The sequence below is a fragment of the Citrobacter amalonaticus genome (assembly GCF_001559075.2).
Classification (GTDB): Bacteria; Pseudomonadota; Gammaproteobacteria; order Enterobacterales; family Enterobacteriaceae; genus Citrobacter_A; species Citrobacter_A amalonaticus_F.
Genome location: NZ_CP014015.2, coordinates 1,252,577 through 1,278,810 on the forward strand (window position 1 = coordinate 1,252,577; position 26,234 = coordinate 1,278,810).

Here is a 26,234-nt window from a genome sequence, read left to right on the forward strand (position 1 = left end):
TTAACCCCAATTACTGATTTTCGGGAGAACGGCACCATGAGTCTATTTGATAAAAAGCACCTGATTTCACCGTCAGATGCACTACCTGGGCGCAATACCCCGATGCCCGTGGCGACGCTGCATGCCGTCAACGAACACTCGATGACAAATGTCCCCGACGGGATGGACATCGCCATTTTCGCGATGGGCTGTTTCTGGGGGGTTGAACGGTTGTTCTGGCAACTGCCTGGCGTTTACAGCACTGCGGCAGGATACACCGGCGGCTATACGCCCAACCCCACCTACCGGGAAGTCTGCTCCGGTGAAACGGGCCACGCCGAAGCGGTACGCGTGGTGTACGACCCGGCGGCCATCAGTTATGAGCAACTGCTGCAGGTGTTCTGGGAAAACCACGATCCGGCACAGGGCATGCAACAGGGCAACGACCACGGCACTCAGTATCGTTCGGCTATCTATCCGCTGACGCCAGAACAGGATAGCGCCGCTCGCGCCAGTTTTGAGCGCTTCCAGGCCGCCATGCGCGCGGCAGGCGATGACCGTCCCATCACCACCGAAATCAGCAACGCGACGCCGTTCTATTACGCTGAGGACGACCACCAGCAGTATCTGCACAAAAATCCGTACGGCTACTGCGGTATCGGCGGGATTGGCGTCTGTTTACCCCCTGACGCATAACATCAACGCTCCACCGCCACGCGGGCAGCATGCCGCGTGGCGCTGGCAACTGTGCCCTTGTGTGAAAGCATCCCCTTCAGCAGCAGATTAAATACCGGCGCGCAAGGTCGGTTCAGGCGGTGTTGCAGCAGATGCACCGCCTCTACGCCCAGCGCCCGACAGGGGATGGTAATACAGCTCATCGTCGCCACGATGCGGGCGTCCAGCTCCTGTACGCCGGTGGTCATCAGTGACATATCCTCAGGCACGCGCACCCCGTGAGCGTTCAGTACGCGCAGAATACCGGTGGACATCGGCGCTCCTGCGCAGAAAATCACTTCCGGCCAGTCATGGCACGGCGTATCGTGCAGCCATTCGCCTATTGCTTTCTCCGACTCCTCGGCAGAAAACCCTTCCGTGACCAGCAGATCGCAATGGGCGTCAAACGGGATCTGGTACTGACGATAAACCTCTTTGATGCCCTCCAGTCGCCAGTACATCGTCTCCCGCCGCAGACTGGTGACGTTAAGAATACGACGGTGCCCCTGCTCGAACAGATACTGCGCCGCCCGGTTACCAATCGCCCGATGGTCCGGCGACACCGAATCCAGCAGCCCTTCCCGATCCTGCGAGTTGATCAGCACACAGGGCTTCTCCAGCGACAGCGCCAGCTTATGGATCGTCGGATCATCAATCCCGATCAGGATGATGGCATTGATGTTTTTATGGTTGGCCTTTTCCAGAAAGGTTTTGATATCTGCGCGCTGCTCATCCAGACCGCAATAGCTCACCCAGACATCGTGTGAAGCGACCGCTTCTGCAATTCCGCGCGTCACTTCAAGGTAAAAAGCATCCCCCTGCGGCGTGAACGTGCGCTGCGGAGCAAAGACGGCGATGCCGTTAATCAACAGTCGCCCGCTGGCGAGCGAGTCGAGCACGCCCAGTTGTCGTGCGCATTTCACAATCGCCTCACGCGCCTTGCCGCTGGTGTAGGCCTTTCCGCTCAGCACCCGCGAAACGGTACTCACAGAGAAGCCCGTTAAGGCGGCAATTTCATCCATTTTCAGCTTGCCCGGCATTCTGTGACCCCGCTCGCAATGTATCTTTGCAAATTTTTGCAGACGTACTTCATTGATTCTAAAACACCTTTTTAATTAGCTCGCTAACTTATTTTTCGTCCTGCAAGCGCTCTCACAAAATCCCGTTGTCGGGCATCCAGGCGTTTCTTATGTTCCGCTTATCCCTCATTGCTCCTGAATAAGGCATGACATGAAAAAAGTACGTTTTGGCATTATTGGCGTGGGTAACATCGGTACGGTTCACGCCCGTTATCTGCTGGCAGAAACCGTAAATGACGCCTGCCTGACCGCCGTCTGCGACAACAACGCCGCTAAGCATGCTGCTATCCGCCAGTTGGTGGGTGATTCCGTGACGCTGTTCAGCGACGCGCGCGCCATGCTGGAGAGCGGACTGATCGACGCCGTCATCGTCGCCACGCCGCATTACGACCATCCAGAGCTATCCATCATGGCAATGCGTCTGGGGATCCACACCCTCTGTGAGAAACCCGCTGGCGTCTACACCGCGCAGGTTAAAGAGATGAACGCCTGCGCCCGCCAGTGCGACGTGGTCTTCAGCATGATGTACAACCAGCGGCCTAACCCGCTGTATCAGAAGGTGAAAGACCTGATCGACAGCGGCGAACTCGGCGAACTGCGCCGCTCTAACTGGATCATCACTAACTGGTATCGCTCACAGAGCTACTACAACTCCGGCGGCTGGCGCGCAACCTGGAAAGGCGAAGGGGGCGGTGTATTGCTGAACCAGGATCCGCACCAGCTCGATCTCTGGCAGTGGCTGGTCGGTATGCCCGTGCGAATGCGCGCCTTCTGCCAGTTCGGCAAGCATCGGCAGATTGAAGTTGAAAACGAGGTGACGGCGTATGCCGAGTACGCGAACGGAGCGACAGGGGTCTTCATCACCACCACCGCCGAGGCGCCGGGCACGAACCGTCTGGAAATTGTCGGCGATCGCGGCAAAGTGGTCGTCGAAGAGGGTCGCCTGCGCTTTTGGCGGTTACGCGAGTCCGAAACGGAATTTAATGCCCGCTGGCAAAACGGCTTCGGCGAGCCGGAGTGCTGGGAAGTGACCATTCCCACCGCTCCGGAGTGCAGCGAACACGTTGTCATTACCCGCAATTTCACCGCGGCCATCCTGCATGGCGAACCCCTCATCGCCCCCGGCCAGGAGGGTATTCACGGCCTGACGCTATCCAATGCGATGCATCTCTCCACCTGGACCGACGACTGGGTCTCGCTGCCGATTGACGAGCAGCGCTACTACCAGTTGTTGCAGGAACATGTGGCGTCATCGGTCGAAAAAACGGTCGCCAGCCGCACGCTGGACGCCTCCGGAACCTGGTAACGGCGGGGAGTGATCATGCTGAACATCGCGATTGTCGGAACGGGGAATATCTCTCATCAGCACATTCAGGCCTATCAGGCATTTCCTGAACGCTGTCGGATTGTCGCCCTGGTGGATATTTTTCCCGAAAAAGCCGTAGAGAAAAAAACGCGTTACGGACTACACGACGCCCAAATTTACTCCAGCCATCAGGCAATGCTGGAGAGCGCGATGGCGGTTGATTTGGTGGATGTCTGTACGCCGCCTTACGTCCACGCGGAAATTGCCATCGCGGCCCTGAACCGCAGCAAACATGTCCTCTGCGAGAAACCGATGGCAGCGTCGCTGGAAGAGTGCGACGCGATGATTGCCGCACAGCAGGCCAGCGGCAAAATCCTGTCGGTCATCGCGCAAAACCGTTTTACCGACGCCTTCTGGCGTTTGAAAGCGGCAGTGGATTCCGGCCTGGCGGGCAAGATTTGCCACGCTCAGGTGGATTCCTTCTGGTGGCGCGGACACTGCTACTACGACTTGTGGTGGCGTGGGACGTGGGAGAAAGAAGGCGGTGGCTGCACGCTCAACCACGCAGTGCACCATATTGACGCCATCCAGTGGATGCTTGGTTTTCCCCGTGAAGTCGTCGCGATGATGACCAACGTCGCCCACGATAATGCGGAAGTGGAAGATCTCAGCGCGGCTATCTTCCGCTACCCCAACGGCGCGCTGACCCAACTGACGGCCTCCGTGGTGCACCACGGTGAAGATCAGAAAATTGTGATTCAGGGCGAGAAGGCGCGCATTTCCGCGCCGTGGAAAGTATTTGCCAGCCAGTCCGCAGACAATGGTTTCCCACAGGCAGAAAACGATGATGCGCGCGAAAACAGACTGACGGCGCAGTTCCACGCCACCCCGGCTCTGCAATGGACGCTGCATACCGGGCAAATCGACAACGTGTTAACCGCCATTGAACAGCAGGTCGCGCCGCTGGTAGATGGCGAACAGGGCAAACGATCGCTGGAACTGATCACGGCTATCTACAAATCGGCTATTACCCGTACGGTGGTAACGCTACCTGTTCAGCGTGACGATGTGTTTTATCGCACGGGCGGCCTGCTGCACAACGCGCCGCATTTTTATCAGAAATCCACCTCAGTGAGCCATTTCGCTGAAGCCGGTGCGATCCCGCTGGGTAAAGACTTAGATTCAGGAGCAGAAGAATGAACAAGCATGACGGAATGCACTACGCCCCGACCAGTAAACCTCAGCCGGTCGTCAAGCCTGGCGAATTTATCATTGCCGCAGCGGCTCTCGATCACGGCCATATCTACGGCATGTGCAACGGGTTGACTGAGGCCGGTGCGACGCTGAAATGGGTGTACGACCCGGATCCAGCGAAAGTGGCGCGTTTTTTACAGCAATTTCCGCAGGCACAGGTCGCCGATTCGCTGGAGACGATCCTCAATGATGCAACGATAGACCTGGTCGCCAGCGCGGCGATCCCTTCCGAACGTTGTCCGCTGGGGCTGAAGGTGATGGCCGCCGGGAAAGACTATTTCACCGACAAAGCGCCGTTAACCACGCTGGAACAACTGGAAGACGCCAAAGCGATGGTGGCAAAAACCGGGCGTAAATACGCGGTCTACTACAGCGAACGTCTGCATGTGGAAAGCGCCGTTTTCGCAGGTGAGCTGATCAGGCAGGGCGCGATTGGCCGGGTCATACAAACCCTTGGCACCGGTCCGCACCGTGAAGGCAGCGATCGCCCGGACTGGTTTTACGAGCGACGCTATTTCGGCGGCATTCTCTGTGATATTGGCAGCCACCAGATCGAGCAGTTTCTGTTCTATACCGGCAACAGCGATGCGCACATTGTGGCAAGCCAGGTACGCAACGTGAATCACCCGCAGTATCCACAGTTCGAAGACTTTGGTGACGCGATGCTGGCGGGAGACAACGGCGCAACGGGCTACTTTCGCTGTGACTGGTTTACGCCGGGTGGTCTTTCGACCTGGGGCGATGGCCGCCTGACGCTGCTCGGCACTGAGGGCTATATCGAAATCCGCAAATATGTCGATCTCACTCGCGGTGAGCAGGATGTGGTCTATCTGGTCAACAAAGAGGGCGAATTCCGCTATCCCGTCGCGGGCAAAGTCGGCTTTCCCTACTTTGGTCAGCTCATCCTCGACTGTATCCAGCGCACCGAAAACGCCATGACGCAGGAACACGCCTTTAAGGCAGCGGAACTGTGCGTTAAGGCGCAGATGCAGGCAAACGCAAGCGCGTGACGGGAGACACCATGAACACAGTGAATGCCGCCATTATCGGCGGTGGCGCGATCCATGCCATCCACGCAGAGGCGCTGCAGCAGTTACCCAACGTCAGGCTGCGCGCAATTGCCGAAACGGACATCAACAAAGGACGGCAGTTGGCGGCGCTTTATGATTGCCATTTTTATCATGACTACCGCGAAATGCTCTGGGATGACGCGATCGACGTTGTGCATATTTGTACGCCGCACTATCTGCATAAACCGATGATCCTTGCCGCGCTGGCGGCAGGAAAACATGTGTTCTGCGAAAAACCGGCGGTGATGCGCGCGCTGGACGTGGCTGAAATCGAGACGGCCCTCGCCCATGCGCGGGGCAAGCTGGGGATCTGTTATCAAAACCGGCTCAATCCCACCAGCCTCGCCATGAAGCAACAGTTACAGGAGGGCGTCATCGGCAAGATGCTCGCAATGAAAGCGGTGCTGACCTGGTCGCGTGGCGGTAGTTATTACACTGCCAGTCCCTGGCGCGGAAAATCAGCCACCGAAGGCGGATGTCTGCTGATCAACCAGGCGATCCATACGCTTGATCTGATGCAGTGGTTTGGCGAAGGCGCAACGCGGGTCAAGGGGGTGGTCGATAGCACCTGGCTTGCCAGTACCATCGACGGTGAGGACAGCGCCATGGCGACTTTTGCCTTTCGCAACGGCGCGCGTGGACTGTTTTATGCCAGCAACTGCCACACCACCAACTCACCGCTACAGCTGGAAATCCACGGCGATAAAGGCACGTTGCTCCTTGAGGGAAGCGAGCTGTGGCATATCAACGGGGAGACTCGGCAAAAGCTGGCAAGCGACGCCGCCCCCGATGGCAGCGGTAAACGTTACTGGGGCGTCGGCCATCGTGAAGCGATCCGTCAGTTCTATTACGCCCTCCACCATCCCACCACCGGGAACGTATGCAACATTCACGAAGCCGCTAAATCATTGCAGATTGTCGATGCTATTTATCGTTCGTCGCAATTACGGACCTGGATAACTCTGGAGAAATAAACCCGCAGAAAGTGAATGCAGGCCGGATAAGGCAATCCGGCAATCAAGTGACCCTACAGGAATAATGATATGGCGAAACCTACTGAACGTAGAGTAGGTTACGGCGTAGCGATTGGCTATGGCGTAACCGATTTATTTGGTGGCGGTGCATTCGCAGTTATTGGCACCTGGCTGTTATTTTTTTACACCACCTATTGTGGACTGTCTGTACTGGAAGCCGGTTCTATATTTGCGATTGCACGTATCATCGATGCAATATTAAGCCCAGTGATGGGTTATATTACCGATAATTTTGGCAATACCTGGCTGGGCAAAAAGTTTGGCCGCCGTCGTTTCTTTTTATTGATCAGTGCTCCGCTCATGTTTCTCTACGCGCTGGTGTGGATTACCGACATGAGTTACTGGTATTACCTTGGAACGTATCTTTCCATCGAGTTGCTCTCAGCGATGGTGCTGGTTCCCTGGGAGACGCTATCGGCAGAGATGACCAACCGCTTCAGCGAACGAACTCGCCTCTCCGGCGTGCGCATGATGTGTTCACAGTTGGGCGGTTTTTTAGCGGTTTCCGTTCCGGGTATTATTATGCAATATACGGGTAAAGATAATTCATTGACCTATACCCTGACCGGGATCGTATTTGCGATTATCTATTGTATTGCGGTATTCACCACCTGGGCGACAACCTGGGAAGCAAAAGATGTGCGAGAAGAATATGAATTCACGCCGGACACACAGCGCAGTACAGGATTATTTAATCACCTGAAGTATTTGGTTGTGGATCTCTTTTCCGCCTTTAAACTGCGTATTTTCCGCCAGCACATTATTATCTATATTTGTTCATTCACCGCCCTGGATGTCTTTGGCGCGGTATTTACCTATTACGTGGTCTATGGATTAAAACAGGATGCGGCAACGGTTTCTGGCCTTTTAAGTATTGCCGCATTTGTCTCAGTCCCCGGCACGTTCGGCTTTATGCAATTGATGAATAAGCTCAACATGACGCCTTCCGCGGCGCTGCGCCTCTCCTATGGCAGCATTTTCTTTGTTCTGGCCTGTCTGTTGACCCTTTATCTGGGCGATATCCAACTCCCGGCACTGCTCTTTTCCGCGATATTTGTCCTGTTCGGCCTGGCAAAAGCCGGGTTGTATTACATCCCGTGGAACATCTACAGCTTTATTCCGGATGTGGATGAGATCGTCACCCGTCAGCGCCGGGAAGGTATTTTTGCCGGGGTGATGGTGCTGACCCGCAAAAGCACCGTCGCGCTGGCGATTATGTTGATTGGCGTGGTGTTGGAAGAGAGCGGTTTTGTTAAAGGCGGCGGTTCGCAACCCGTCAGCGCGCTGCACGCGATCATTGGTCTGATGATATTTGCCACCGCCGCCCTGTTGGCCGTCAGCTTTTACACCACGTTCCGCTTTAAACTGACGCAAAAGACGCACAAAATTCTGATTAAAGAGGTGGCGCGCCGCAAACTTGGCGGTAAATGTGAAGATTGCGACGAAGAGACCCGCGCCGTCATTAAGTCACTCACAGGCTTCGCCTACGATGAAATCTGGGACGCCACGCCGGACACACGCGATAAGAGGCGAACGGCTACCGCTGAAAATTAAGCCTCTGGCGGCTTTACAGTCCCTTACGCTATACTAGCCCCTGAACTTACCGGCTCACCTCTACGAGCCGGTTTTCATTAAGCTATACCACATGGATTTATCAACTTCCCTTCCGAGGATCTGGCGTGACGCCGGATAAGATATGTTAAACAGTATTTTCATTATTCTTTGCCTGATCGCTGTGAGTGCGTTCTTCTCGATATCCGAGATCTCACTTGCCGCCTCACGTAAAATTAAACTCAAACTGCTGGCCGATGAAGGCAATCTCAATGCGCAACGCGTGTTGAAAATGCAGGAAAATCCGGGGATGTTCTTCACGGTAGTGCAAATCGGTCTGAACGCGGTCGCCATTCTTGGCGGTATCGTGGGTGACGCCGCATTTTCCCCCGCTTTTAACACGTTATTTTCTCGCTATATGTCGCCGGAACTCTCTGAGCAGTTGAGCTTTATTCTCTCCTTCTCGCTGGTCACCGGTATGTTTATCCTTTTCGCGGACTTAACCCCGAAACGCATCGGTATGATTGCGCCAGAAGCTGTGGCTTTGCGTATCATCAACCCGATGCGCTTCTGTCTGTTTGTTTTCACGCCGCTGGTGTGGTTCTTCAACGGGTTGGCGAACGTGATCTTTCGCATCTTCAAATTGCCAATGGTGCGCAAGGATGACATCACGTCTGATGATATTTATGCCGTAGTGGAAGCCGGCGCGCTCGCAGGTGTGTTGCGTAAACAGGAACATGAGCTGATTGAGAACGTGTTCGAGCTGGAATCGCGCACCGTGCCATCCTCCATGACGCCGCGTGAAAGCGTGATCTGGTTCGATCTGCATGAAGACGAGCAGAGCCTGAAAAACAAAGTGGCGGAACATCCGCACTCCAAGTTCCTTGTCTGTAACGAAGATATTGACCACATCATTGGTTACGTTGACTCGAAAGATTTACTGAATCGTGTTCTGGCGAATCAGAGCATGGCGCTGAACAGCGGCGTGCAAATTCGTAACACTCTGATTGTTCCGGATACGCTGACCCTTTCTGAAGCGCTGGAAAGCTTCAAAACCGCCGGTGAAGACTTCGCGGTGATCATGAACGAATACGCGCTGGTCGTGGGGATCATCACGCTGAATGATGTAATGACCACGCTGATGGGCGATCTGGTCGGCCAGGGCCTGGAAGAGCAGATTGTGGCGCGCGACGAGAACTCCTGGCTGATTGACGGCGGTACGCCGATCGATGACGTGATGCGCGTGCTGGATATCGATGAGTTCCCGCAGTCGGGCAACTACGAAACGATTGGCGGCTTTATGATGTTCATGCTGCGTAAAATCCCGAAACGGACCGATTCCGTGAAGTTCTCGGGCTACAAATTCGAAGTGGTGGATATCGATAACTACCGTATCGATCAGCTGCTGGTGACCCGCCTGGACAGCAAACCCAGCGTACTGGTACCGAAGCTGCCGGACGCAAAAGAAGAAAGCACATCCTGATGATCGTCGGGGCAACAACCCTGTTGCCCCTCATCAAAATTCCTTATCCCTTCTTGCGCTAACCCATTGATGTAAAATCAAAACCGCAATCATCGCCAGCAAATTATTGCAAAAATCATGATTAAAATACGAATAATTAATCAGTGATGAATGAAACAAGCTCGCCAAAAATCACTTAACATTCCTGTTAAGAGGAAATCATTATGGCGTTCTGTAATCACGATAACGTTATTATTGATGAGTTCAGATTTAAAATTAATCAATTGCTGCAACTGGTTGAACTCACGGCGCTAAAAACGCCCTCCTCTGGCCTGAATATTGATGATATTAAAGAAATTAAAGCTCGCTTCCTGAGCCATAACGATACGCTTGAAGACCTCTGCTACATCGAGAAAAAGTTAATCAGTATCGCGCCCAAAGACTGCCTGGATAAGTATTACCTGCAGCTCATTTTTCGCTATAAAGAGGTATTACCGAAGGAATCTGAGAAATATATCTACAACAAGGATGGAGAAACGGCCATTGCCGATGAAGAAATCCTGAGAAAAGAGACGCTTTTTATTTCCGGGTTATTGCATAAACTCTACCATTTCCTTGATAACAAAGAGAAAGTAATCGCAAAATATAAAATGCTGTTTATTACACTACTGCTAATCATGTTTGCGGTGTCAGCACTCTCCTTTGCGTTTACCGTTGTGACCAATTCGATGGAAGCCCATTCCCGGCTCGCGCTTACGAGTGATGCGGCAATGCTGGTGATTGCGAGTATTTGTGCAGGTTATTTTGGCGCAATTATCAGCATTGTCCGGCGCATCCAGGGCATCGCTGAAGAAAACATGGATGGGATTGATCGGGAAGATTTACTGCTAAAACTGGTTAACGGTAAATGGGGGATCTTTCTCTCTATCGTTTTAGGAACGCTCGCCCCGTTTGTGTTATTACTCCTCCTCGTCATGCTACAGGATACGAATTTCACCGTTGATAGCGTTAGCATTGACGTCCTGCCGAAAATTCAACAATTGGGTGAAGCGTGTGGTTGCGGTACGAAAAGCAGCCCCGGCACCGCCATGTCGTTGCTTTATGGTTTACGGTTTGAGACCAAAAAAGATATTGCTGAATACATCCTGCTGTCTATCGCCTGCGGTTTTTCCGAACGCTTCGTCCCCGACGTACTGGACAGGGTCAGTAAAGAGCTGGAAGCAAAGGTTGGCGGTAGCACGACCCACTCGTAGCCCTACAAACATCAACGGCTCCCAGTGGGAGCCGTTTTTTAAACTACTGCATAGCACTTTGGTTAAGCCATCTCAGTTTGCAGACGCAGAACCTGACGGTTAACTTCGGACATCACAGACAGATGCTGTTTATCCTTCACTTTTGGGATAAGAATCTTGCCCTTATCAAACTCAAAAGCGCCAACGTCCTTGATATATAACCGTCCACGGAACAGGATCTTCACGTACTTCGCCACTTGCAGTGGGTTGTACCGTTGGAAAATTTTCATTGTTATCTCCTGCTTAAGTCACGCCCTTGTGGTTCCACAATCGGTCCAACCGTTCTAAGGCGCAAAATTTAATGCCATTTGACTATAGACTATCTGTACGATGTTTCCAGCGCGTATAAGTTTATTTACCTTTTCATTACAGTTAATCAGAATCATCTCTGAATCAGGGTGCGCTCCTCAGTATAAGCCTTCGTTTTTCGCAGGATTTGTGCGCCCGTCCGCAAACTGGCATCACTCTTGCGGGAAAAAGCATCATTCGCACATATGATTAAAAATCAGACCCAAGTGGTCGGATCACCTGCAAACAATAAGAAGGAAACACCATGACCTTACGTAAGATTCTGGCGCTGGCGTGCCTGTTGGCGCCAATGATGGCCTCCGCGCATAGCTTCGAAACAGGCCAGCGCGTCCCGCCGGTAGGGATTGCCGATCGCGGCGAATTGATTCTTGAAAATGATAAGTTCAGCTATAAAAGCTGGAACAGCGCACAGTTGCCCGGGAAGGTGCGAATCCTTCAGCACATCGCCGGGCGTACCTCCGCTAAAGAAAAAAATGCGACGCTGATTGAAGCGATCAAAGCGGCAAAACTGCCCCACGACGTTTACCAGACCACGACGATCGTCAACACTGACGACGCGATTCCTGGCTCCGGTATGTTTGTACGCAGCAGCCTCGAGAGCAATAAGAAGCTCTACCCGTGGTCGCAGTTTATTGTCGACAGTAACGGCGTGGCCCGTAAAGCCTGGCAACTGGATGAAGAGAGCTCTGCTATCGCGGTGCTTGATAAAGAGGGTCGCGTACAGTGGGCGAAAGACGGGGCGCTAACCCAGGAAGAGGTGCAGCAGGTCATTGCCCTGCTGCATAAGTTACTTAATAAATAGAGACCCGGAAGCCGGGGTTGAGGAACGACTCACGCGGGGTGTAATCCAGCGGTTTACCCTGCCAGTCGTGAACGTGCGCCCCGGCCGCTGCCGCGACGGCATGACCCGCAGCGGTGTCCCAGACGTTGGTCGGTCCAAAGCGCGGGTACAGTTGCGCCTGCCCCTCCGCGACCAGGCAGAACTTCAGCGACGAACCAATCGACGTCGTCTGGTGCTCGCCCAACTGTTGTAAATATTCTTTCAGTTCGTTGTCTGCATGAGAGCGGCTAATCACCACCAGCGGCGGACGCGCGTCACGTACCTGAATTTGCTTGCGCACATTGCACTCTTCTTTCCAGGCTTTGCCTTCCGCCGCGCTGTACATCACTTTCATCACCGGCGCATAGACCACGCCCAGCACCGGTTTTCCCTTCTCGATAAGTGCAATGTTTACGGTGAACTCGCCGTTGCGTTTGATGAACTCTTTGGTGCCATCCAGCGGATCGACTAACCAGTAGCGCTGCCAGTGCTGGCGCACTTCCCAGGCTGGCGGGTCCTCTTCGGAGAGCACCGGAATATCCGGCGTCAATTGCGTCAACCCTTCAACAATCACCGCGTGCGCCGCGATATCGGCCGCTGTCACCGGGGAGTCGTCCTGCTTGCTGGCAATCTCCATCGGTTTGACTCCATCATAGACCTGCATAATGGCATCGCCCGCGTTCCGTGCAAGCTGGCATACGTGTTCTAACATTCTCCACCTCATTTGTGGCAGTGGTCTTAACTCATTGTTTTACTTATACCCGATCAAAAGCGAATCCGCCAACTGTGATAGTGTCTGCGGTTTTGCTTGCTAAACTGATGCATGCTTCACAGTTCTGTAAGCAAGAAGATATAAATACATTTTTTACTGTGTTTCAGATCTTAAAAGGATGCCCTCTGATGATTAAGTTTAGTGCAACGCTTCTGGCCACGCTGATCGCGGCCAGCGTGAATGCCGCGACCGTCGAGCTGCGTATAATGGAAACCACTGATTTGCATAGCAACATGATGGATTTCGATTATTACAAAGATACCGCAACCGAAAAATTCGGACTGGTACGCACCGCAAGCCTGATTAACGCCGCACGCGATGAAGCCAAAAACAGCGTGCTGGTCGACAATGGCGATCTGATTCAGGGCAGTCCACTGGGCGACTATATGGCGGCCAAAGGGATAAAAGAGGGGGATATCCATCCGGTCTACAAGGCGCTGAATACGCTGGATTACGCGGTGGGTAACCTCGGTAACCATGAGTTCAACTACGGGCTGGAGTATCTGCAAAAAGCGCTGGCTGGCGCGAAATTCCCTTACGTTAACGCCAATATCATCGACGTTAAGACCCAAAAGCCGCTGTTTACCCCTTATCTTATTAAAGAGACGGATGTCGTCGATCAGGAAGGCCATAAGCAGACGCTGAAAATCGGCTATATCGGGTTTGTCCCTCCGCAGATCATGACCTGGGATAAAGCGAACCTGAGCGGCAAAGTGACGGTTAACGATATTACCGAAACCGCACGTCAATATGTGCCGGAAATGCGTGAAAAAGGAGCCGATGTGGTGGTGGTGATCGCGCACTCGGGACTCTCTGCTGACCCATACCAGAGCATGGCTGAGAACTCGGTTTATTATCTCAGTGAAGTGCCAGGCGTGGACGCAATCATGTTTGGTCATGCTCACGCGGTCTTCCCCGGTAAAGACTTTGCCAACATCAAAGGCGCGGATATCGCAAAAGGGACGCTGAACGGCGTGCCGGCGGTGATGCCGGGCATGTGGGGCGATCATCTGGGCGTGGTGGATCTGGTGCTCAATAACGACAGCGGCAAATGGCAGGTGACGCAGGCCAAAGCCGAAGCGCGCCCCATTTACGACGCCGCCGCGAAGAAATCACTCACTGCCGAAGACCGCAAACTGGTGGATATTCTGAAAGCTGACCACGACGCGACGCGCGAGTTCGTCAGCAAGCCGATCGGCAAATCCGCTGATAACATGTACAGCTATCTGGCGCTGGTGCAGGACGATCCGACCGTTCAGGTGGTCAATAACGCGCAGAAAGCCTATGTCGAACATTTCATTCAGGGCGATCCGGATCTGGCGAAACTGCCGGTGCTTTCCGCCGCCGCTCCGTTTAAAGTTGGCGGGCGCAAGAACGATCCGGCCAGTTTTGTCGAAGTCGAAAAAGGCCAGTTGACCTTCCGCAATGCCGCCGACCTCTATCTGTACCCGAACACTCTGGTGGTCGTTAAAGCCAGCGGTAAAGAGGTGAAAGAGTGGCTGGAGTGCTCAGCCGGACAGTTTAATCAGATCGATGTCACCAGCAGCAAGCCGCAGTCACTCATCAACTGGGATGGATTTCGCACCTATAACTTCGATGTGATTGATGGCGTGGAATACCAGATTGATGTCTCCCAGCCCGCACGCTATGACGGTGAATGCCAGACGGTAAATCCGTCCGCAGAAAGGATTAAAAATCTGACCTTCAACGGCAAGCCGATTGACCCGAATGCCACTTTCCTGGTCGCCACCAATAACTATCGCGCCTATGGCGGTAAGTTTGCCGGAACCGGCGACAACCATATTGCCTTTGCATCACCGGATGAGAACCGCTCGGTGCTGGCGGCATGGATTGGCGCGGAATCTAAACGCGCCGGGGAAATTCATCCGGCGGCCGATAACAACTGGCGTCTGGCGCCGATTCACAGTGAGAAAAAACTGGATATCCGCTTCGAAACCTCGCCGGGGGATAAAGCCGCCGCGTTTATCAAAGAGAAAGGCCAGTATCCCATGCAACACGTCGCTACCGATGACATCGGTTTCGCGATTTATCAGATGGATTTAAGCAAGTAACGTTAATGCCGGATGACACCCCGCCATCCGGCAACGTTTTACGCCGCCCGTTCTTCCCGTAGTGCTAACACCTGCGGCAAATTCAGCTCAATCCAGTCCGCCAGCGCGGCGACTTTGTCACTGACCTGCTCGCCCAGCGGAGTCAAACTGTATTCCACGTGCGGCGGCACGACCGGATAAGAGACCCGGTTGATAAACCCATCCTGCTCCAGCGCCTGCAATGACTGGGCCAGCATCTTCTCGCTCACGCCGCCCATTTTACGGCGCAGATCGCTAAAACGGTGGGTACCGTCACGCAGCGCCACCAGAATCAATACGCCCCAGCGACTGGTCACATGCTTTAACACCTCACGCGACGGACACTGCTCGGCAAACAAATTACCGTCACGCAGTTGTTGAGAAAGGGTCGATGCACTCATCTTTATACTTACCTTTTTGTGCGTACTTACTTAAAGTAAGTTTAAGTGCTAGCTTTATAAAACACAAGCGACACATTAAGGAGTCACCTCATGATTGCAATTACCGGCGCGACGGGCCAACTGGGCCAACACGTTATTGAGAACCTGCTGAAAACCGTTCCTGCCAGCCAGATTGTGGCGATCGTTCGCAACCCGGCAAAGGCCACCGCGTTAAGCCAACAGGGAATCACCGTACGTCAGGCGGATTACAGTGACGAAGCGACATTCACCCAGGCGTTACAGGGTGTGGACAAGCTGCTGCTGATCTCCTCCAGCGAAGTTGGCCAGCGTGCCGCTCAGCACCGTAACGTCATTAATGCGGCAAAGGCGGCGAACGTGAAATTTATCGCCTACACCAGCCTGCTGCATGCCGACCGCTCTCCCCTTGCTTTGCACGTTGAACACGTCGACACCGAGAAGATGCTGGCTGACTCCGGTATTGCCCACGCGCTGCTGCGTAACGGCTGGTATACCGAAAACTATCTCGCCAGCGCCCCTGCTGCGCTGGAGCATGGCGTGTTTATCGGCGCTGCGGGCGAGGGCAGAATTGCCTCCGCGACACGCGCGGATTACGCCGCCGCCGCCGCACAGGTCATCAGCACCGAAGGCCATGCCGGGAAGGTGTATGAACTGGCGGGTGATGAATCCTGGACGCTGAGCCAGCTGGCCGCAGAACTGAGTAAACAGAGCGGCAAACCTGTCGTCTATCAGAACCTGAGCGAAGCCGATTTCGCCGCCGCGCTGAAAGGGGTCGGTTTGCCAGCGGGCCTGGCGGATATGCTGGCCGATTCAGACACCGGGGCATCCAAAGGCGGTCTGTTTGATGACAGCCGCACGCTGAGCAAGCTGATCGGTCGCCCGACCACTTCGCTGGCCGAAAGCGTCAACGGTATCCTGTAAGTGTTAATAATCGGTTAATTATGGTGGCATCCCCGCGCATCCTCTCTGATAATGACAGAATGATGCGTGGGGAGAGACAACGTGCAAGGTGTACCTGAGCAGTTTAGCGATGAAAAAGACAGCGCCCGCTTTCGCCATCTGGCGCAGGTGCCGGGCGTTGAGCTGTATCACGCGCATATCTCACGCTACGCCTTTGAGCCACACACCCACGAAGCGTTCGGTATTGGCGCGATAGAAGCCGGCGCCGAGCGCTTTCGCTATCGCGGCACGCAGTACGTTGCCCCTGCCCACTCGGTCGTGACGATGAATCCGGATGAGCTGCATACCGGCGAGGCCGAAACCGCCGACGGCTGGCGCTACCGGATGATCTATCTGGAGCCCGATCTGCTGGAAGAGGTGACTGGCGTGCGTCACTGGTGGTTTCACGACGTCACGCGTCACGATCCGCGCCGCTCGCGTCAGATTTGTTCGCTGATCCACGGCCTGTGGCACACCGACGATCCTTTGGCGCAAAAAGGATTGTTGCTGGATCTGATCGACACCTTCCAGCCGCTGGCACGTCATGCCCCGGTGCCGCAGGAAGGCGCGCATCGCTTTGAGCGCGTGCGCGACTATTTGCATGACAACTACATGCGCCCGGTCACCCTTGATGAACTGGCACGCGTTGCCTCGCTAAGCCCCTGGCATTTTCAGCGTCAGTTCAAAGCCCATTTCCACGTAACGCCGCACCAGATGCTGATGGCGATCCGTCTGTGGCGGGCAAAAGGCTTTCTGACACTCGGCATGCCCGCTGCGGACGTTGCCGCCGCGACCGGCCTGACCGATCAGTCCCATCTCACCCGCGCCTTTACCCATCGCTACGGCATCACTCCCGTGCGCTATCAAAAACAGGTTTATTCGCGCTAATGCGCAAGCTCATACAATACACGCCCCGGTTCCCTGCCTACACTTTTCGTCATGTTTAACGATGTGGATGTAAAGCATGATTAGCGGTGTGTTGTACGCCCTGCTGGCAGGGTTGATGTGGGGACTGATTTTTGTCGGACCGTTGATCGTGCCGGAATATCCGGCGGTGCTACAGTCGATGGGGCGTTATCTGGCATTAGGCCTGATTGCCCTGCCGCTGGCGTGGCTCGGACGCGTGCGCCTGCGGCAGCTTTCGGCGAAAGACTGGCTGACCGCGCTGGCGCTGACCATGATGGGCAACCTGATTTATTACGTCTGCCTTGCCAGCGCCATTCAGCGCACCGGCGCGCCGGTCTCAACGATGATCATCGGCACGCTGCCGGTCGTCATTCCGGTATTTGCCAACCTGCTGTACAGTCATCGCGACGGCAGGCTCTCCTGGCTACGGCTGGCCCCAGCCCTGGTGCTGATAGGCATCGGGTTGCTGTGCGTGAACATTGCGGAACTTAATCAGGGCTTGCCTGATTTTAGCGGCTGGCGCTACGGTTCCGGCATCGCGCTGGCGCTGGTATCGGTGGTGTGCTGGGCCTGGTATGCGCTGCGTAATGCCCGCTGGCTGCGGGAAAATCCAGATAAACACCCGATGATGTGGGCGACAGCGCAGGCGCTGGTGACCCTGCCCGTGTCGCTGCTGGGCTACCTCGTCGCCTGCTTCTGGCTGCATGGGCAAACACCCGACTTCGCCCTGCCATTCGGCCCGCGACCGGCGGTATTTGTCGGGCTGATGGTGGCGATTGCGGTACTGTGTTCATGGGTGGGCGCGCTGTGCTGGAATATTGCCAGCCAGCGATTACCAACGGTGATCCTCGGCCCATTGATCGTATTCGAAACGCTGGCGGGTTTACTGTACACCTTCATCTTGCGCCAGACCCTTCCCCCTGTTCTGACGCTCAGCGGTATCGCCTTGCTGGTTATCGGCGTGGTGGTGGCCGTCAGAGCAAAACCGGAAAAACCACGCGTCATTCCACTTTCAGAGCCAGGCCGTTAATTCATCCCCCCCGAAAGGGTTATAGCGCTTGATTAAAGTTGCATTTAAAATACACCTTATATTATTGAGAATGAGGTAACGGCTATGGATTATCGCGATCAACCTTTAGGTGAACTGGCGCTCTCTATCCCTCGCGCTTCGGCCCTGTTTCGTAAGTACGATATGGATTACTGCTGCGGCGGTAAGCAGACGCTGGCGCGTGCTGCCGCCCGTAAAGAGCTGGATGTTGATGCTATCGAAGCGCAACTGGCGCAGCTGGCTGAACAGCCGATCGATAAAGACTGGCGTACCGCGCCGCTGGCCGAAATTATCGACCACATCATCGTGCGCTATCACGACAGACATCGTGAACAACTGCCGGAACTGATCCTACAGGCCACCAAAGTTGAACGCGTTCATGCTGATAAGCCCAACGTACCAAAAGGCCTGGCGAAGTATCTGACCATGCTACATCAGGAGCTTTCAAGCCACATGATGAAAGAGGAACAGATCCTGTTCCCGATGATCAAACAGGGCATGGGCAGCCAGGCGATGGGGCCGATCAGCGTCATGGAAAGTGAGCATGATGACGCGGGGGAACTGCTGGAAGTGATTAAACACACCACTCAGAACGTGACGATCCCGCCAGAAGCGTGCACCACCTGGAAAGCGATGTACAACGGCATCAATGAGATGATTGATGACCTGATGGAACACATCAGCTTAGAAAACAATGTGTTGTTCCCGCGTGCCCTCGCAGGCGAATAAAAAAGGCGCCCGAGAGCGCCCTGATTCATGGAATTGTAGAGCCGCGTCGCGGCTCTTTTTTTGTCAGTTTACAGGCCGGATAAGCACAGCGCTATCCGGCAATCGAATTAACGAACGCCTGCCATCCGCTTCTTACCAATCAACCACCAGCCCAGGCCCAGCGCAATGAACCACAACGGCGTGACGATCAGCGCCTGACGGGTATCATCTTCAAGAGTCAGCAGCACCAGCACGAAGACGAAGAACGCCATGCATACCCAGCACATCACTTTACCGAGCGGCATTTTGTAGATCGACTTCTCATGCAGATGCGGACGCTGTTTGCGGTACACCAGGTATGAGCACAGGATGATGGTCCAGACGAACATAAACAGGATGGCCGACACCGTCGTGATCATGGTGAACGCGCCAATCACGCTTGGGTTGACATACAGCATCACTACGCCGCCCAGCAGGCAGATACAGGAGAAAGTCAGCCCTTTCGCCGGAACGGCGCGTTTAGACAGCTTAGCGAACGCTTTCGGCGCCACGCCTTCCTGCGCCAGACCAAACAGCATACGGCTGGTGGAGAAGACGCCACTGTTTGCTGAGGACGCGGCGGACGTCAGGACCACGAAGTTAATCACGCTCGCAGCGGCAGGCAGACCCACCAGCACGAACAGCTCAACGAACGGGCTCTTATCCGGCACCACCGAACTCCACGGCGTCACAGACATGATGACGATCAGCGCAAAGACGTAAAACATGATGATACGAATCGGAATCGAGTTAATCGCGCGCGGCAGGGATTTCTCCGGGTCTTTGGTTTCCGCTGCGGTAGTACCTACGAGTTCAATACCAACGAAAGCGAAGACCGCTATCTGGAAGCCAGCAAAGAAGCCGCTAATGCCTTTCGGGAACCAGCCACCGTCATTCCACAGGTGAGCAAACGACGCTTCCACACCGGTTGGCGACTGGAAGTGCATGGCAATCATCACCAGGCCGACAATAATCAGCGACACGATGGCGACGATTTTGATCATCGCGAACCAGAACTCCATCTCACCGAACATTTTCACGGTGGCAAGGTTAAGGCTCAGCAGCAGGATCACCACCGCCAGCGAGGCGACCCAGTCGGAAAGACCGGGGAACCAGAACTGCGCGTAGGCGGTAATCGCGACGACATCCGCCATCCCGGTCACCACCCAACAGAACCAGTAGGTCCAGCCGGTGAAATAACCTGCCCACGGTCCCAGCAGGTCCGAAGCAAAGTCGCTAAAAGATTTGTATTCCAGATTCGAGAGCAGCAATTCTCCCATTGCGCGCATCACGAAAAAGAGCATAAAGCCGATGATCATATAAACAAAAATGATCGACGGCCCGGCGAGACTGATCGTTTTACCCGAGCCCATAAACAGGCCCGTACCAATGGCGCCGCCGATGGCGATAAGCTGAATATGTCGGTTTGTAAGATTGCGCCGTAGCGACTGTTCAGTCGGAGCCTGTTCGTCGGCGGCGACTTTTACCTGATCTACCATGTTTTATTCTTCCTGTACCTGTCTGTGTTGTGCGGGCTCTGCGGCCTTTAATGCGTCTGTTGTGCATCTATGATACGACGATCCTGTTTTCAGGACTTATCGATATTAGGTAAGAATCGGCGGGATGAATACTAAGATTTAAATATTATGTTAATTATATGTTTAAAGTGAGTGTCATATCACTCTGGTAACGCGAATTAGCTCACAAAAATACACGCAACTGATGCATTTGCAAGATAAAATTCCGATACCCGGCAATCAGGCAGCGTTATTGCGCATTTTTCGTCCCCCTCCGGCGTGGAGGGGAACAGAAGTGACTACTTACAGGATTTCCAGCAGTTCGACGTCAAACACCAGGGTGCTGAATGGCGGGATCGCAGCGCCAGCGCCACGTTCGCCGTAAGCCAGTTCCTGAGGAATGGTCAGTTCCCATTTAGAGCCAACCGGCATCAGGGTCAGCGCTTCAATCCAGCCAGGAATCACGCCGTTTACCGGGAATTCTGCCGGTTCGCCGCGCGCAACGGAGCTGTCAAAGACGGTACCGTCGATCAGTTTACCGGTGTAGTGTACGCGAACGCGGTCAGTACGAGCCGGGATAGCGCCTTCGCCCTGAGTCAGGACGCGGAATTGCAGACCAGACTCCGTGCTATTCACACCGTCTTTCTCACGGTTTTCTTCCAGATACTTCACGCCATCCGCTGCCATTGCCTGGAAGCGTTCGCGACGTACGGCATCCGCACGTTCATGAATTTCACGCAGGGCGCGATGTACCACATCAACCGGCACGGCTGGCTGCTTGCCTTCCAGCGCGTCAGCAATACCGGCAACCAGCGCTTCAGGCAACAGCCCTTCCAGTCCGGATTCGCTCAGTTGCTGTCCTACCTGCAAACCAATGCCGTAGCTTGCTTGCGCTTCGATAGTGTCAAAAGTCGGGGTTGCCATCGTATTTCCTTTCATCGGATATAAAAAAGTAGCGGGCAGCATAACAGCCAGGCTTCTCCCGGTAAAATGTTGTCTCGGGGAGGATGACAAATCACGACGAAAAAGAAACAATAGGGATATCCCCCTGTATATGTGCCAAAAACGGGGAATATCACGAACATCATAGCGTTAGCTGTCTATACTCTATGATTGAGGAACGAGACGCGGAGCAGGAGGAAAGCCATGCCCGGGCGCTTTGAATTAAAACCAACCCTGGCGAAAATCTGGCATGCACCGGACAATTTTCGCATTATGGATCCGCTTCCGTCTATGCACCGCCGCGGCATTATCATTGCGGCGATTGTGCTGATCGTCGGTTTCCTGCTTCCCTCAAGCGACACAAACGATGCGCCAGCGGTAACCCGTGACGCGCCGCTGGATCTCCAGTCGCAGTCTCAACCACCGACCGAAGCACAACTTCAGGCTCAGCTTGTCGCCCCACAAAACGATCCCGGACAAGTCGCGCCCGTTGCGCCGGAACCTGTTCAGGAAGGCCAGCCGGAAGAGCAACCTCAGGCACAGCAAGCACAGCCGCAAACTCAGCCTTTCCAGCAAGACAGCGGTATTGACCAGCAGTGGCGCTCTTATCGGGTTGAGTCCGGTAAAACGATGGCGCAACTGTTCCGTGACCACGGACTGCCGCCAACTGACGTGTACGCAATGGCGCAGGTTGAAGGTGCGGGCAAACCGCTCAGTAATCTGCAAAATGGGCAGATGGTGCAGATTCGCCAGAATGCAAACGGCGTGGTGACCGGGCTGACCATCGATGCCGGAAACAATCAACAGGTGCTGTTTACCCGCCAGCCTGACGGCAGCTTTATTCGCGCACGTTAAAGAAAGCATATTGCCGTCGTCTGGCAGGCCTGATAAGCGCAGCGCCATCAGGCACATTAGCGCAGTGCCGGATGGCGGCTTTGCCTTATCCGGCCAACAACGACATTAGTGGCGTTACCGCTTCACCTTATTGACCCACCATATCCCCGAACAGACCAGCAGCAGCGCGATCGCGTATTTCCACTCCAGGATATTCTCACCGAGGAAAATCGCGGACAGCACCGCGCCGGAAACCGGGATCAGGAAGTTAAACGGCGCAATCATCCCCACACGGTTGTACTTGAGCAAAATACTCCACAGCGCGAACGCCACCGAAGAGAGCAACGTCAGATAACCGAGAATCGCCACCGACGCGAGTCCGTGGACCGCCAGTGTGCCACCAAAGACATAACCGCCAATGACCAACACCAGGCCGCCAATCCCTAACTGGTAGCCCGTCATCACCGTTGGATCCACCGTCTGAGAAAGTCGCTTACCGTAAAGCGTCGCGGCGGAGAGAATAAATGCCGCCATCACAATCGAGCCATCGCCCGCCAGGGTAAAACTAAAATCCAGCAGCCCGCTGTTAAAGTTCACCACCATCACGCCGGTAAAACCGAGAATACATCCCAGCGTTTTGTTGTAGCTCAACTTGTCGTTCTGATAGATGAAGTGCGCCAACAGCACGCTGAAGAAGGTGCCCGTGGCATTCATGATCGACCCCTTCACGCCGGTAGTGAACGCCAGGCCGATGTAAAAGAAGATGTATTGCAGCGAGGTTTGCGTTACCCCCAGCAGCGTCAACTGCCCAAACTGCCGGGAACTCAGACGGCCTATCGGCTTACGCTGCGCTATCGCCAGCAAGAGTAACAGCAGGCCTGCGAACAGGAAGCGGTAACCGGCGAAAACAATTTTGGACGGGATATCGTCAGCGGCGATCTGGAAGATCTCATAACCACTCTTTATGGCCGGATAGGCGCTGCCCCAGAGCAGGCAACAAAACGCCGCGCTCAGCCAGACAACATTTTTACGCGCAAACAGAGGTTGTGGGTGCGGAGTATCCATTCATCACCATATTGAAATTATGTTTTATTTTTAGTGATTATCCCGAAAAGGGTAAAGAATAGCCAGCGCGAAAAATGAGGGGAGCCGAAAAGCAAAACGCCGACACAAGGTCGGCGTTTCTTACGAGGTTGTCAGAATAAAAACTTATTCTGCAACAACGTTAATGGTCAGCTTAGCGAATACTTCGCTGTGAACCTGGAAGTCCACTTCGTGCTCACCAGTGGTACGCAGAACGCCGTTCGGCAGACGAACTTCGCTCTTAGCCACTTCAACGCCAGCTGCAGTCACTGCATCAGCGATGTCGCGGGTACCGATGGAACCGAACAGTTTACCTTCTTCGCCTGCTTTAGACGCGATGGTAACGGTTTCCAGTGCGTTGATTTTCTCTGCGCGTGCATTTGCAGCAGCCAGAACGTCAGCCAGTTTAGCTTCCAGTTCAGCGCGACGTGCTTCGAAGTATTCAACGTTTTTCTTGGTAGCAGGAACAGCTTTACCCTGTGGTACCAGGAAGTTACGAGCATAGCCCGCTTTAACGTTAACCTGATCACCCAGGCTACCCAGGTTTGCTACTTTATCAAGCAGAATAACTTGCATTACCTTATCCTCTCAAAGTCGTATTAATGGACCGTGACCGATTACTGATGACGATCAGTGTACGGCAGCAGAGACAGGTAGCGAGCGCGTTTGATAGCGCGAGCCAGCTGACGCTGGTATTTTGCACGGGTACCGGTGATACGGCTTGGGACAATCTTACCGCTTTCGGTGATGTAGTTTTTCAGCGTAGCGATATCTTTATAGTCGATCTCTTGAACGCCTTCCGCGGTGAAACGGCAGAACTTGCGACGACGGAAATAACGTGCCATATGGCTAGTCTCCAGAATCTATCAATTCAATCTGCTCGGCATGCAGAACCATTTTGCTCAGGCCGTTCTTTGCCTTGTGGCAAGAGATGAACCCCTGAACGGTCACTGCGCTACCGACCGTTATACTGTGAGTAATGGCCTGGTTTTCGTGTCCGCTAACAATAACGGGCATTTGGCACCACGCCTGCCGGTGAAATCCGGCTTCCTCCTGCACAGAACGATGCTCAAGCACGAACTGGCAGTGCGGAATTCCTGATGGACTGACCTTTCGAAGGGGGGTCCTGCACACGGTGCCGGACAACACCAGACGGTTGGTCATCAGAAATTACTCTTCAGAATCCCCAGCTTCAGCATCATCTGCGGTTTCGTTTGCGAAATCATCGCGACGCTCACGGCGCTCGTCTTTCGCTTTAACCATCGGAGATGCTTCGGTAACAGCGTGCTTAGTACGCATTACCATGCTGCGGATAACGGCGTCGTTGAAGCGGAAAGTTGTTTCCAGCTCATCGATCACTTCCTGCGGAGCTTCAACGTTCAGCAGAACGTAGTGTGCTTTGTGCAGTTTGTTGATCGGGTAAGCCAGCTGACGGCGGCCCCAGTCTTCCAGACGGTGGATCTTGCCTTCTGCGCCAGTGATGGCAGCAGAGTAACGCTCGATCATACCCGGAACCTGTTCGCTCTGGTCAGGATGGACCATAAAAACGATTTCGTAATGACGCATCGAATTGCTCCTTACGGATTATTCAGCCTCCTGTCTGGGTCAGCCGCGGCCCATGGAGGCAAGGAACGTGTTAAAGGTCGGCTGAAAAATTGACGCGTCATAATACTGGTGTCAGGCCGCAAACTCAAGGCGATTCCAGGAATATTTGTCAGGACGCCCTTAATACATATCCAACAGCATTTTGCCGCTGATGCAGATAGAGACAATCACGATCATCGGTCTGATCACTTTCTTCCCACGCGTGAGTACCACCGTCGCCCCCAGGCGCGCGCCAAGCGCCTGCCCGGCGAACATCACCAGCCCCAGCGACCAGATCATCTTGCCGCCAAAAATGAAGAACAGAATAGAGGCGATGTTGGACGCAAGGTTGATGAAATTAGAGTGAATTTGCGCCTTATCGATGCTGTAACCCCACAACAGGATGTAGCACAGGGTATAAAAAGAACCGGCCCCGGCGCCGAGGAATCCATCATAGAAACCAACGCACCCTCCCCCTATCAGAGAAAAGAGAAACAGTGACACCTGTTGCTTCTTTTTCGGTTCAGTGAGATTGGGGGCGAAAATAAAGTAGAGCGCTACCGCGATGATGAGTACCGGCAACAGTTTTTTCAGCAGTTCCGGTTCAATGAACTGGATCAGCGTCGTCCCCAGCGCCGATCCCACAAACGCCGCTAAAAAGACAAACTTATGCTGCTGGACGTTGATATGTCCACGACGCAGAAAGTAGATCCCCGACGTCAATGAACTGCCCAGCGCCTGAATCTTATTGGTCGCCAGCGCATTGGCTGGCGGCAATCCTGAGATCAACAGCGCCCCAATCGATAAGAACCCACCGCCGCCTGAAACCACATTAATAAAACCCGCTATCAGCGCCACCATAAACATAATGGCAAAGTAGCTGAAATCCATGAATGAAGTATCCATATCTTTTTGCCTTATTATCATAAAGTTAACTTTATGTTTCGGCTCACTATAAGCGGCGATGGCCGGCAGTGATATTGACGATTCGGTAAGTGTTCTTGCCAGAAAAACAGGTATTTTTCGCCACAGCAAAACAGGCTAGCCGATTGTTTACGCTCAGAAAGAATGGATCGCGGTAATTTTTTGAACAACTGCATCAGAAATGGTCGCTATCGACCGACAAAGTAGCGATTAAAATTAAATGAGACGTTATCGACTAACAGGAGAAACCACTAATCAGAGTCAGTTGTCGAGGAGGTAGGTATGCGAATCCGTTTTGTCACCCTTCTGGCGGGACTGTTGCTCAGTGCAAATACCTTCGCCGCCATTGAAATAGACCACCAGCAAGCCCGAAACATGGATGATGTGCAGAGCTTAGGCGTCATTTACATCAATCATAACTTCGCCACTGAAAGTGATGCAGAAAGGGCCCTGAATGAAGAGACCGACGCGCAGGGTGCAACGTACTACCATGTGATCCTGATGCGGGAACCGGGTAGCAACGGCAACATCCACGCCAGCGCGGATATTTATCGCTAGC

The 26,234-nt window shown here is 53.9% G+C and carries 28 protein-coding genes; 16 read left to right on the top strand and 12 right to left on the bottom strand.

Annotation, left to right across the window (positions count from 1 at the left end; all coding sequences use genetic code 11):
• The first annotated feature begins 36 nt into the window (after nt 1-36).
• A complete protein-coding gene (msrA, locus tag AL479_RS05930; protein WP_061075421.1) occupies nt 37-675 on the top strand; it encodes a peptide-methionine (S)-S-oxide reductase MsrA in 639 nt (212 codons plus the stop codon).
• Nucleotides 676-677: 2 nt separating this feature from the next.
• On the opposite strand, the gene AL479_RS05935 is transcribed toward msrA, so the two are convergent.
• Nucleotides 678-1,733, bottom strand: a complete 1,056-nt coding sequence (locus tag AL479_RS05935) for a LacI family DNA-binding transcriptional regulator (protein ID WP_061075422.1) — start codon at nt 1,731-1,733, stop codon at nt 678-680.
• Between the two features lie 190 nt (nt 1,734-1,923).
• Between AL479_RS05935 and AL479_RS05940 the strand changes: the two genes are divergently transcribed.
• The 7 genes from AL479_RS05940 (at nt 1,924) to AL479_RS05970 (ending at nt 10,702) form a co-directional block, all read left to right on the top strand.
• On the top strand, nt 1,924-3,078 hold the full coding sequence (locus tag AL479_RS05940; RefSeq protein ID WP_061075423.1) for a Gfo/Idh/MocA family protein: 1,155 nt from the start codon (nt 1,924-1,926) through the stop codon (nt 3,076-3,078).
• 15 nt (nt 3,079-3,093) lie between these two features.
• Nucleotides 3,094-4,278: a Gfo/Idh/MocA family protein gene (locus AL479_RS05945; RefSeq protein ID WP_061075424.1), complete on the top strand. Its 1,185-nt coding sequence runs from the start codon at nt 3,094-3,096 to the stop codon at nt 4,276-4,278.
• Nucleotides 4,275-5,342 carry a Gfo/Idh/MocA family protein gene (locus AL479_RS05950; RefSeq protein WP_061075425.1) on the top strand — a complete coding sequence of 356 codons (1,068 nt, stop codon included), beginning with the start codon at nt 4,275-4,277 and terminating at the stop codon, nt 5,340-5,342. The genes AL479_RS05945 and AL479_RS05950 overlap by 4 nt, the downstream gene beginning before the upstream one ends.
• 11 nt (nt 5,343-5,353) lie before the next feature.
• Entirely contained in the window at nt 5,354-6,376 is a 1,023-nt protein-coding gene (locus AL479_RS05955) for a Gfo/Idh/MocA family protein (RefSeq protein WP_105291727.1), read from the top strand.
• Between the two features lie 69 nt (nt 6,377-6,445).
• Nucleotides 6,446-7,990, top strand: coding sequence for an MFS transporter (locus AL479_RS05960; RefSeq protein WP_061075426.1), 1,545 nt, complete (start codon nt 6,446-6,448; stop codon nt 7,988-7,990).
• 142 nt (nt 7,991-8,132) lie between these two features.
• Nucleotides 8,133-9,470: a hemolysin family protein gene (locus tag AL479_RS05965; protein WP_061075427.1), complete on the top strand. Its 1,338-nt coding sequence runs from the start codon at nt 8,133-8,135 to the stop codon at nt 9,468-9,470.
• Between the two features lie 203 nt (nt 9,471-9,673).
• Nucleotides 9,674-10,702: a hypothetical protein gene (locus AL479_RS05970; RefSeq protein WP_061075428.1), complete on the top strand. Its 1,029-nt coding sequence runs from the start codon at nt 9,674-9,676 to the stop codon at nt 10,700-10,702.
• 62 nt (nt 10,703-10,764) lie between these two features.
• Here the strand turns inward: AL479_RS05970 and AL479_RS05975 are convergent, their stop codons facing one another.
• Complete coding sequence (locus tag AL479_RS05975) at nt 10,765-10,971, bottom strand: DUF1107 domain-containing protein (RefSeq protein ID WP_004857160.1); 207 nt, start codon at nt 10,969-10,971, stop codon at nt 10,765-10,767.
• Nucleotides 10,972-11,294: 323 nt separating this feature from the next.
• Between AL479_RS05975 and AL479_RS05985 the strand changes: the two genes are divergently transcribed.
• Nucleotides 11,295-11,852 (top strand): YtfJ family protein, encoded by a 558-nt coding sequence (locus AL479_RS05985; RefSeq protein WP_061075429.1) that lies wholly within the window; start codon nt 11,295-11,297, stop codon nt 11,850-11,852.
• Here AL479_RS05985 and cysQ read toward each other — a convergent pair.
• Nucleotides 11,842-12,582: a 3'(2'),5'-bisphosphate nucleotidase CysQ gene (cysQ, locus tag AL479_RS05990; protein ID WP_061075430.1), complete on the bottom strand. Its 741-nt coding sequence runs from the start codon at nt 12,580-12,582 to the stop codon at nt 11,842-11,844. The two genes, AL479_RS05985 and cysQ, sit on opposite strands and share 11 nt — an antisense overlap.
• Before the next feature lie 188 nt (nt 12,583-12,770).
• Here cysQ and AL479_RS05995 point away from each other — a divergent pair, with 188 nt between their 5' ends.
• Nucleotides 12,771-14,714, top strand: coding sequence for a bifunctional 2',3'-cyclic-nucleotide 2'-phosphodiesterase/3'-nucleotidase (locus tag AL479_RS05995; protein WP_061075431.1), 1,944 nt, complete (start codon nt 12,771-12,773; stop codon nt 14,712-14,714).
• 38 nt (nt 14,715-14,752) lie between these two features.
• Here AL479_RS05995 and AL479_RS06000 read toward each other — a convergent pair whose 3' ends face one another.
• Complete coding sequence (locus AL479_RS06000; RefSeq protein WP_061075432.1) at nt 14,753-15,133, bottom strand: winged helix-turn-helix transcriptional regulator; 381 nt, start codon at nt 15,131-15,133, stop codon at nt 14,753-14,755.
• 90 nt (nt 15,134-15,223) lie between these two features.
• On the opposite strand from AL479_RS06000, the gene AL479_RS06005 reads away from it, so the two are divergent.
• From AL479_RS06005 to ytfE, 4 genes are all read left to right on the top strand, one after another.
• Entirely contained in the window at nt 15,224-16,072 is an 849-nt protein-coding gene (locus AL479_RS06005) for an SDR family oxidoreductase (protein WP_061075433.1), read from the top strand.
• 81 nt (nt 16,073-16,153) lie between these two features.
• Nucleotides 16,154-16,978 carry an AraC family transcriptional regulator gene (locus AL479_RS06010; RefSeq protein ID WP_061075434.1) on the top strand — a complete coding sequence of 275 codons (825 nt, stop codon included), beginning with the start codon at nt 16,154-16,156 and terminating at the stop codon, nt 16,976-16,978.
• A gap of 76 nt (nt 16,979-17,054) precedes the next feature.
• Nucleotides 17,055-18,026 carry a DMT family transporter gene (locus AL479_RS06015; protein WP_061075435.1) on the top strand — a complete coding sequence of 324 codons (972 nt, stop codon included), beginning with the start codon at nt 17,055-17,057 and terminating at the stop codon, nt 18,024-18,026.
• 84 nt (nt 18,027-18,110) lie between these two features.
• Nucleotides 18,111-18,773, top strand: coding sequence for an iron-sulfur cluster repair protein YtfE (ytfE, locus tag AL479_RS06020; RefSeq protein WP_061075436.1), 663 nt, complete (start codon nt 18,111-18,113; stop codon nt 18,771-18,773).
• Nucleotides 18,774-18,880: 107 nt separating this feature from the next.
• Here the strand turns inward: ytfE and cycA are convergent, their stop codons facing one another.
• Together cycA and fklB are read right to left on the bottom strand one after the other, a co-directional pair.
• Nucleotides 18,881-20,290: a D-serine/D-alanine/glycine transporter gene (gene cycA / locus AL479_RS06025; protein ID WP_061075437.1), complete on the bottom strand. Its 1,410-nt coding sequence runs from the start codon at nt 20,288-20,290 to the stop codon at nt 18,881-18,883.
• Nucleotides 20,291-20,611: 321 nt separating this feature from the next.
• Nucleotides 20,612-21,232: an FKBP-type peptidyl-prolyl cis-trans isomerase gene (fklB, locus tag AL479_RS06030; protein WP_061075438.1), complete on the bottom strand. Its 621-nt coding sequence runs from the start codon at nt 21,230-21,232 to the stop codon at nt 20,612-20,614.
• A 222-nt stretch (nt 21,233-21,454) separates the two neighbouring features.
• Here fklB and AL479_RS06040 point away from each other — a divergent pair, with 222 nt between their 5' ends.
• A complete protein-coding gene (locus tag AL479_RS06040) occupies nt 21,455-22,105 on the top strand; it encodes a LysM-like peptidoglycan-binding domain-containing protein (RefSeq protein ID WP_061075439.1) in 651 nt (216 codons plus the stop codon).
• A 114-nt stretch (nt 22,106-22,219) separates the two neighbouring features.
• On the opposite strand, the gene AL479_RS06045 is transcribed toward AL479_RS06040, so the two are convergent.
• From AL479_RS06045 to AL479_RS06070, 6 genes are all read right to left on the bottom strand, one after another.
• A complete protein-coding gene (locus AL479_RS06045) occupies nt 22,220-23,149 on the bottom strand; it encodes a DMT family transporter (RefSeq protein ID WP_061075440.1) in 930 nt (309 codons plus the stop codon).
• A gap of 144 nt (nt 23,150-23,293) precedes the next feature.
• Nucleotides 23,294-23,743, bottom strand: a complete 450-nt coding sequence (gene rplI, locus AL479_RS06050) for a 50S ribosomal protein L9 (protein ID WP_061075441.1) — start codon at nt 23,741-23,743, stop codon at nt 23,294-23,296.
• Nucleotides 23,744-23,784: 41 nt separating this feature from the next.
• On the bottom strand, nt 23,785-24,012 hold the full coding sequence (gene rpsR, locus AL479_RS06055; protein WP_000135199.1) for a 30S ribosomal protein S18: 228 nt from the start codon (nt 24,010-24,012) through the stop codon (nt 23,785-23,787).
• A gap of 4 nt (nt 24,013-24,016) precedes the next feature.
• On the bottom strand, nt 24,017-24,331 hold the full coding sequence (gene priB, locus AL479_RS06060) for a primosomal replication protein N (RefSeq protein ID WP_042321531.1): 315 nt from the start codon (nt 24,329-24,331) through the stop codon (nt 24,017-24,019).
• 6 nt (nt 24,332-24,337) lie between these two features.
• Nucleotides 24,338-24,733, bottom strand: coding sequence for a 30S ribosomal protein S6 (gene rpsF / locus AL479_RS06065; RefSeq protein WP_042321529.1), 396 nt, complete (start codon nt 24,731-24,733; stop codon nt 24,338-24,340).
• A gap of 159 nt (nt 24,734-24,892) precedes the next feature.
• Nucleotides 24,893-25,657 (bottom strand): TSUP family transporter, encoded by a 765-nt coding sequence (locus AL479_RS06070; protein ID WP_061075442.1) that lies wholly within the window; start codon nt 25,655-25,657, stop codon nt 24,893-24,895.
• Nucleotides 25,658-25,957: 300 nt separating this feature from the next.
• On the opposite strand from AL479_RS06070, the gene yjfY reads away from it, so the two are divergent.
• Nucleotides 25,958-26,233, top strand: a complete 276-nt coding sequence (gene yjfY / locus AL479_RS06075; RefSeq protein WP_044257220.1) for a DUF1471 family protein YjfY — start codon at nt 25,958-25,960, stop codon at nt 26,231-26,233.
• Nucleotide 26,234: the final 1 nt, after the last annotated feature.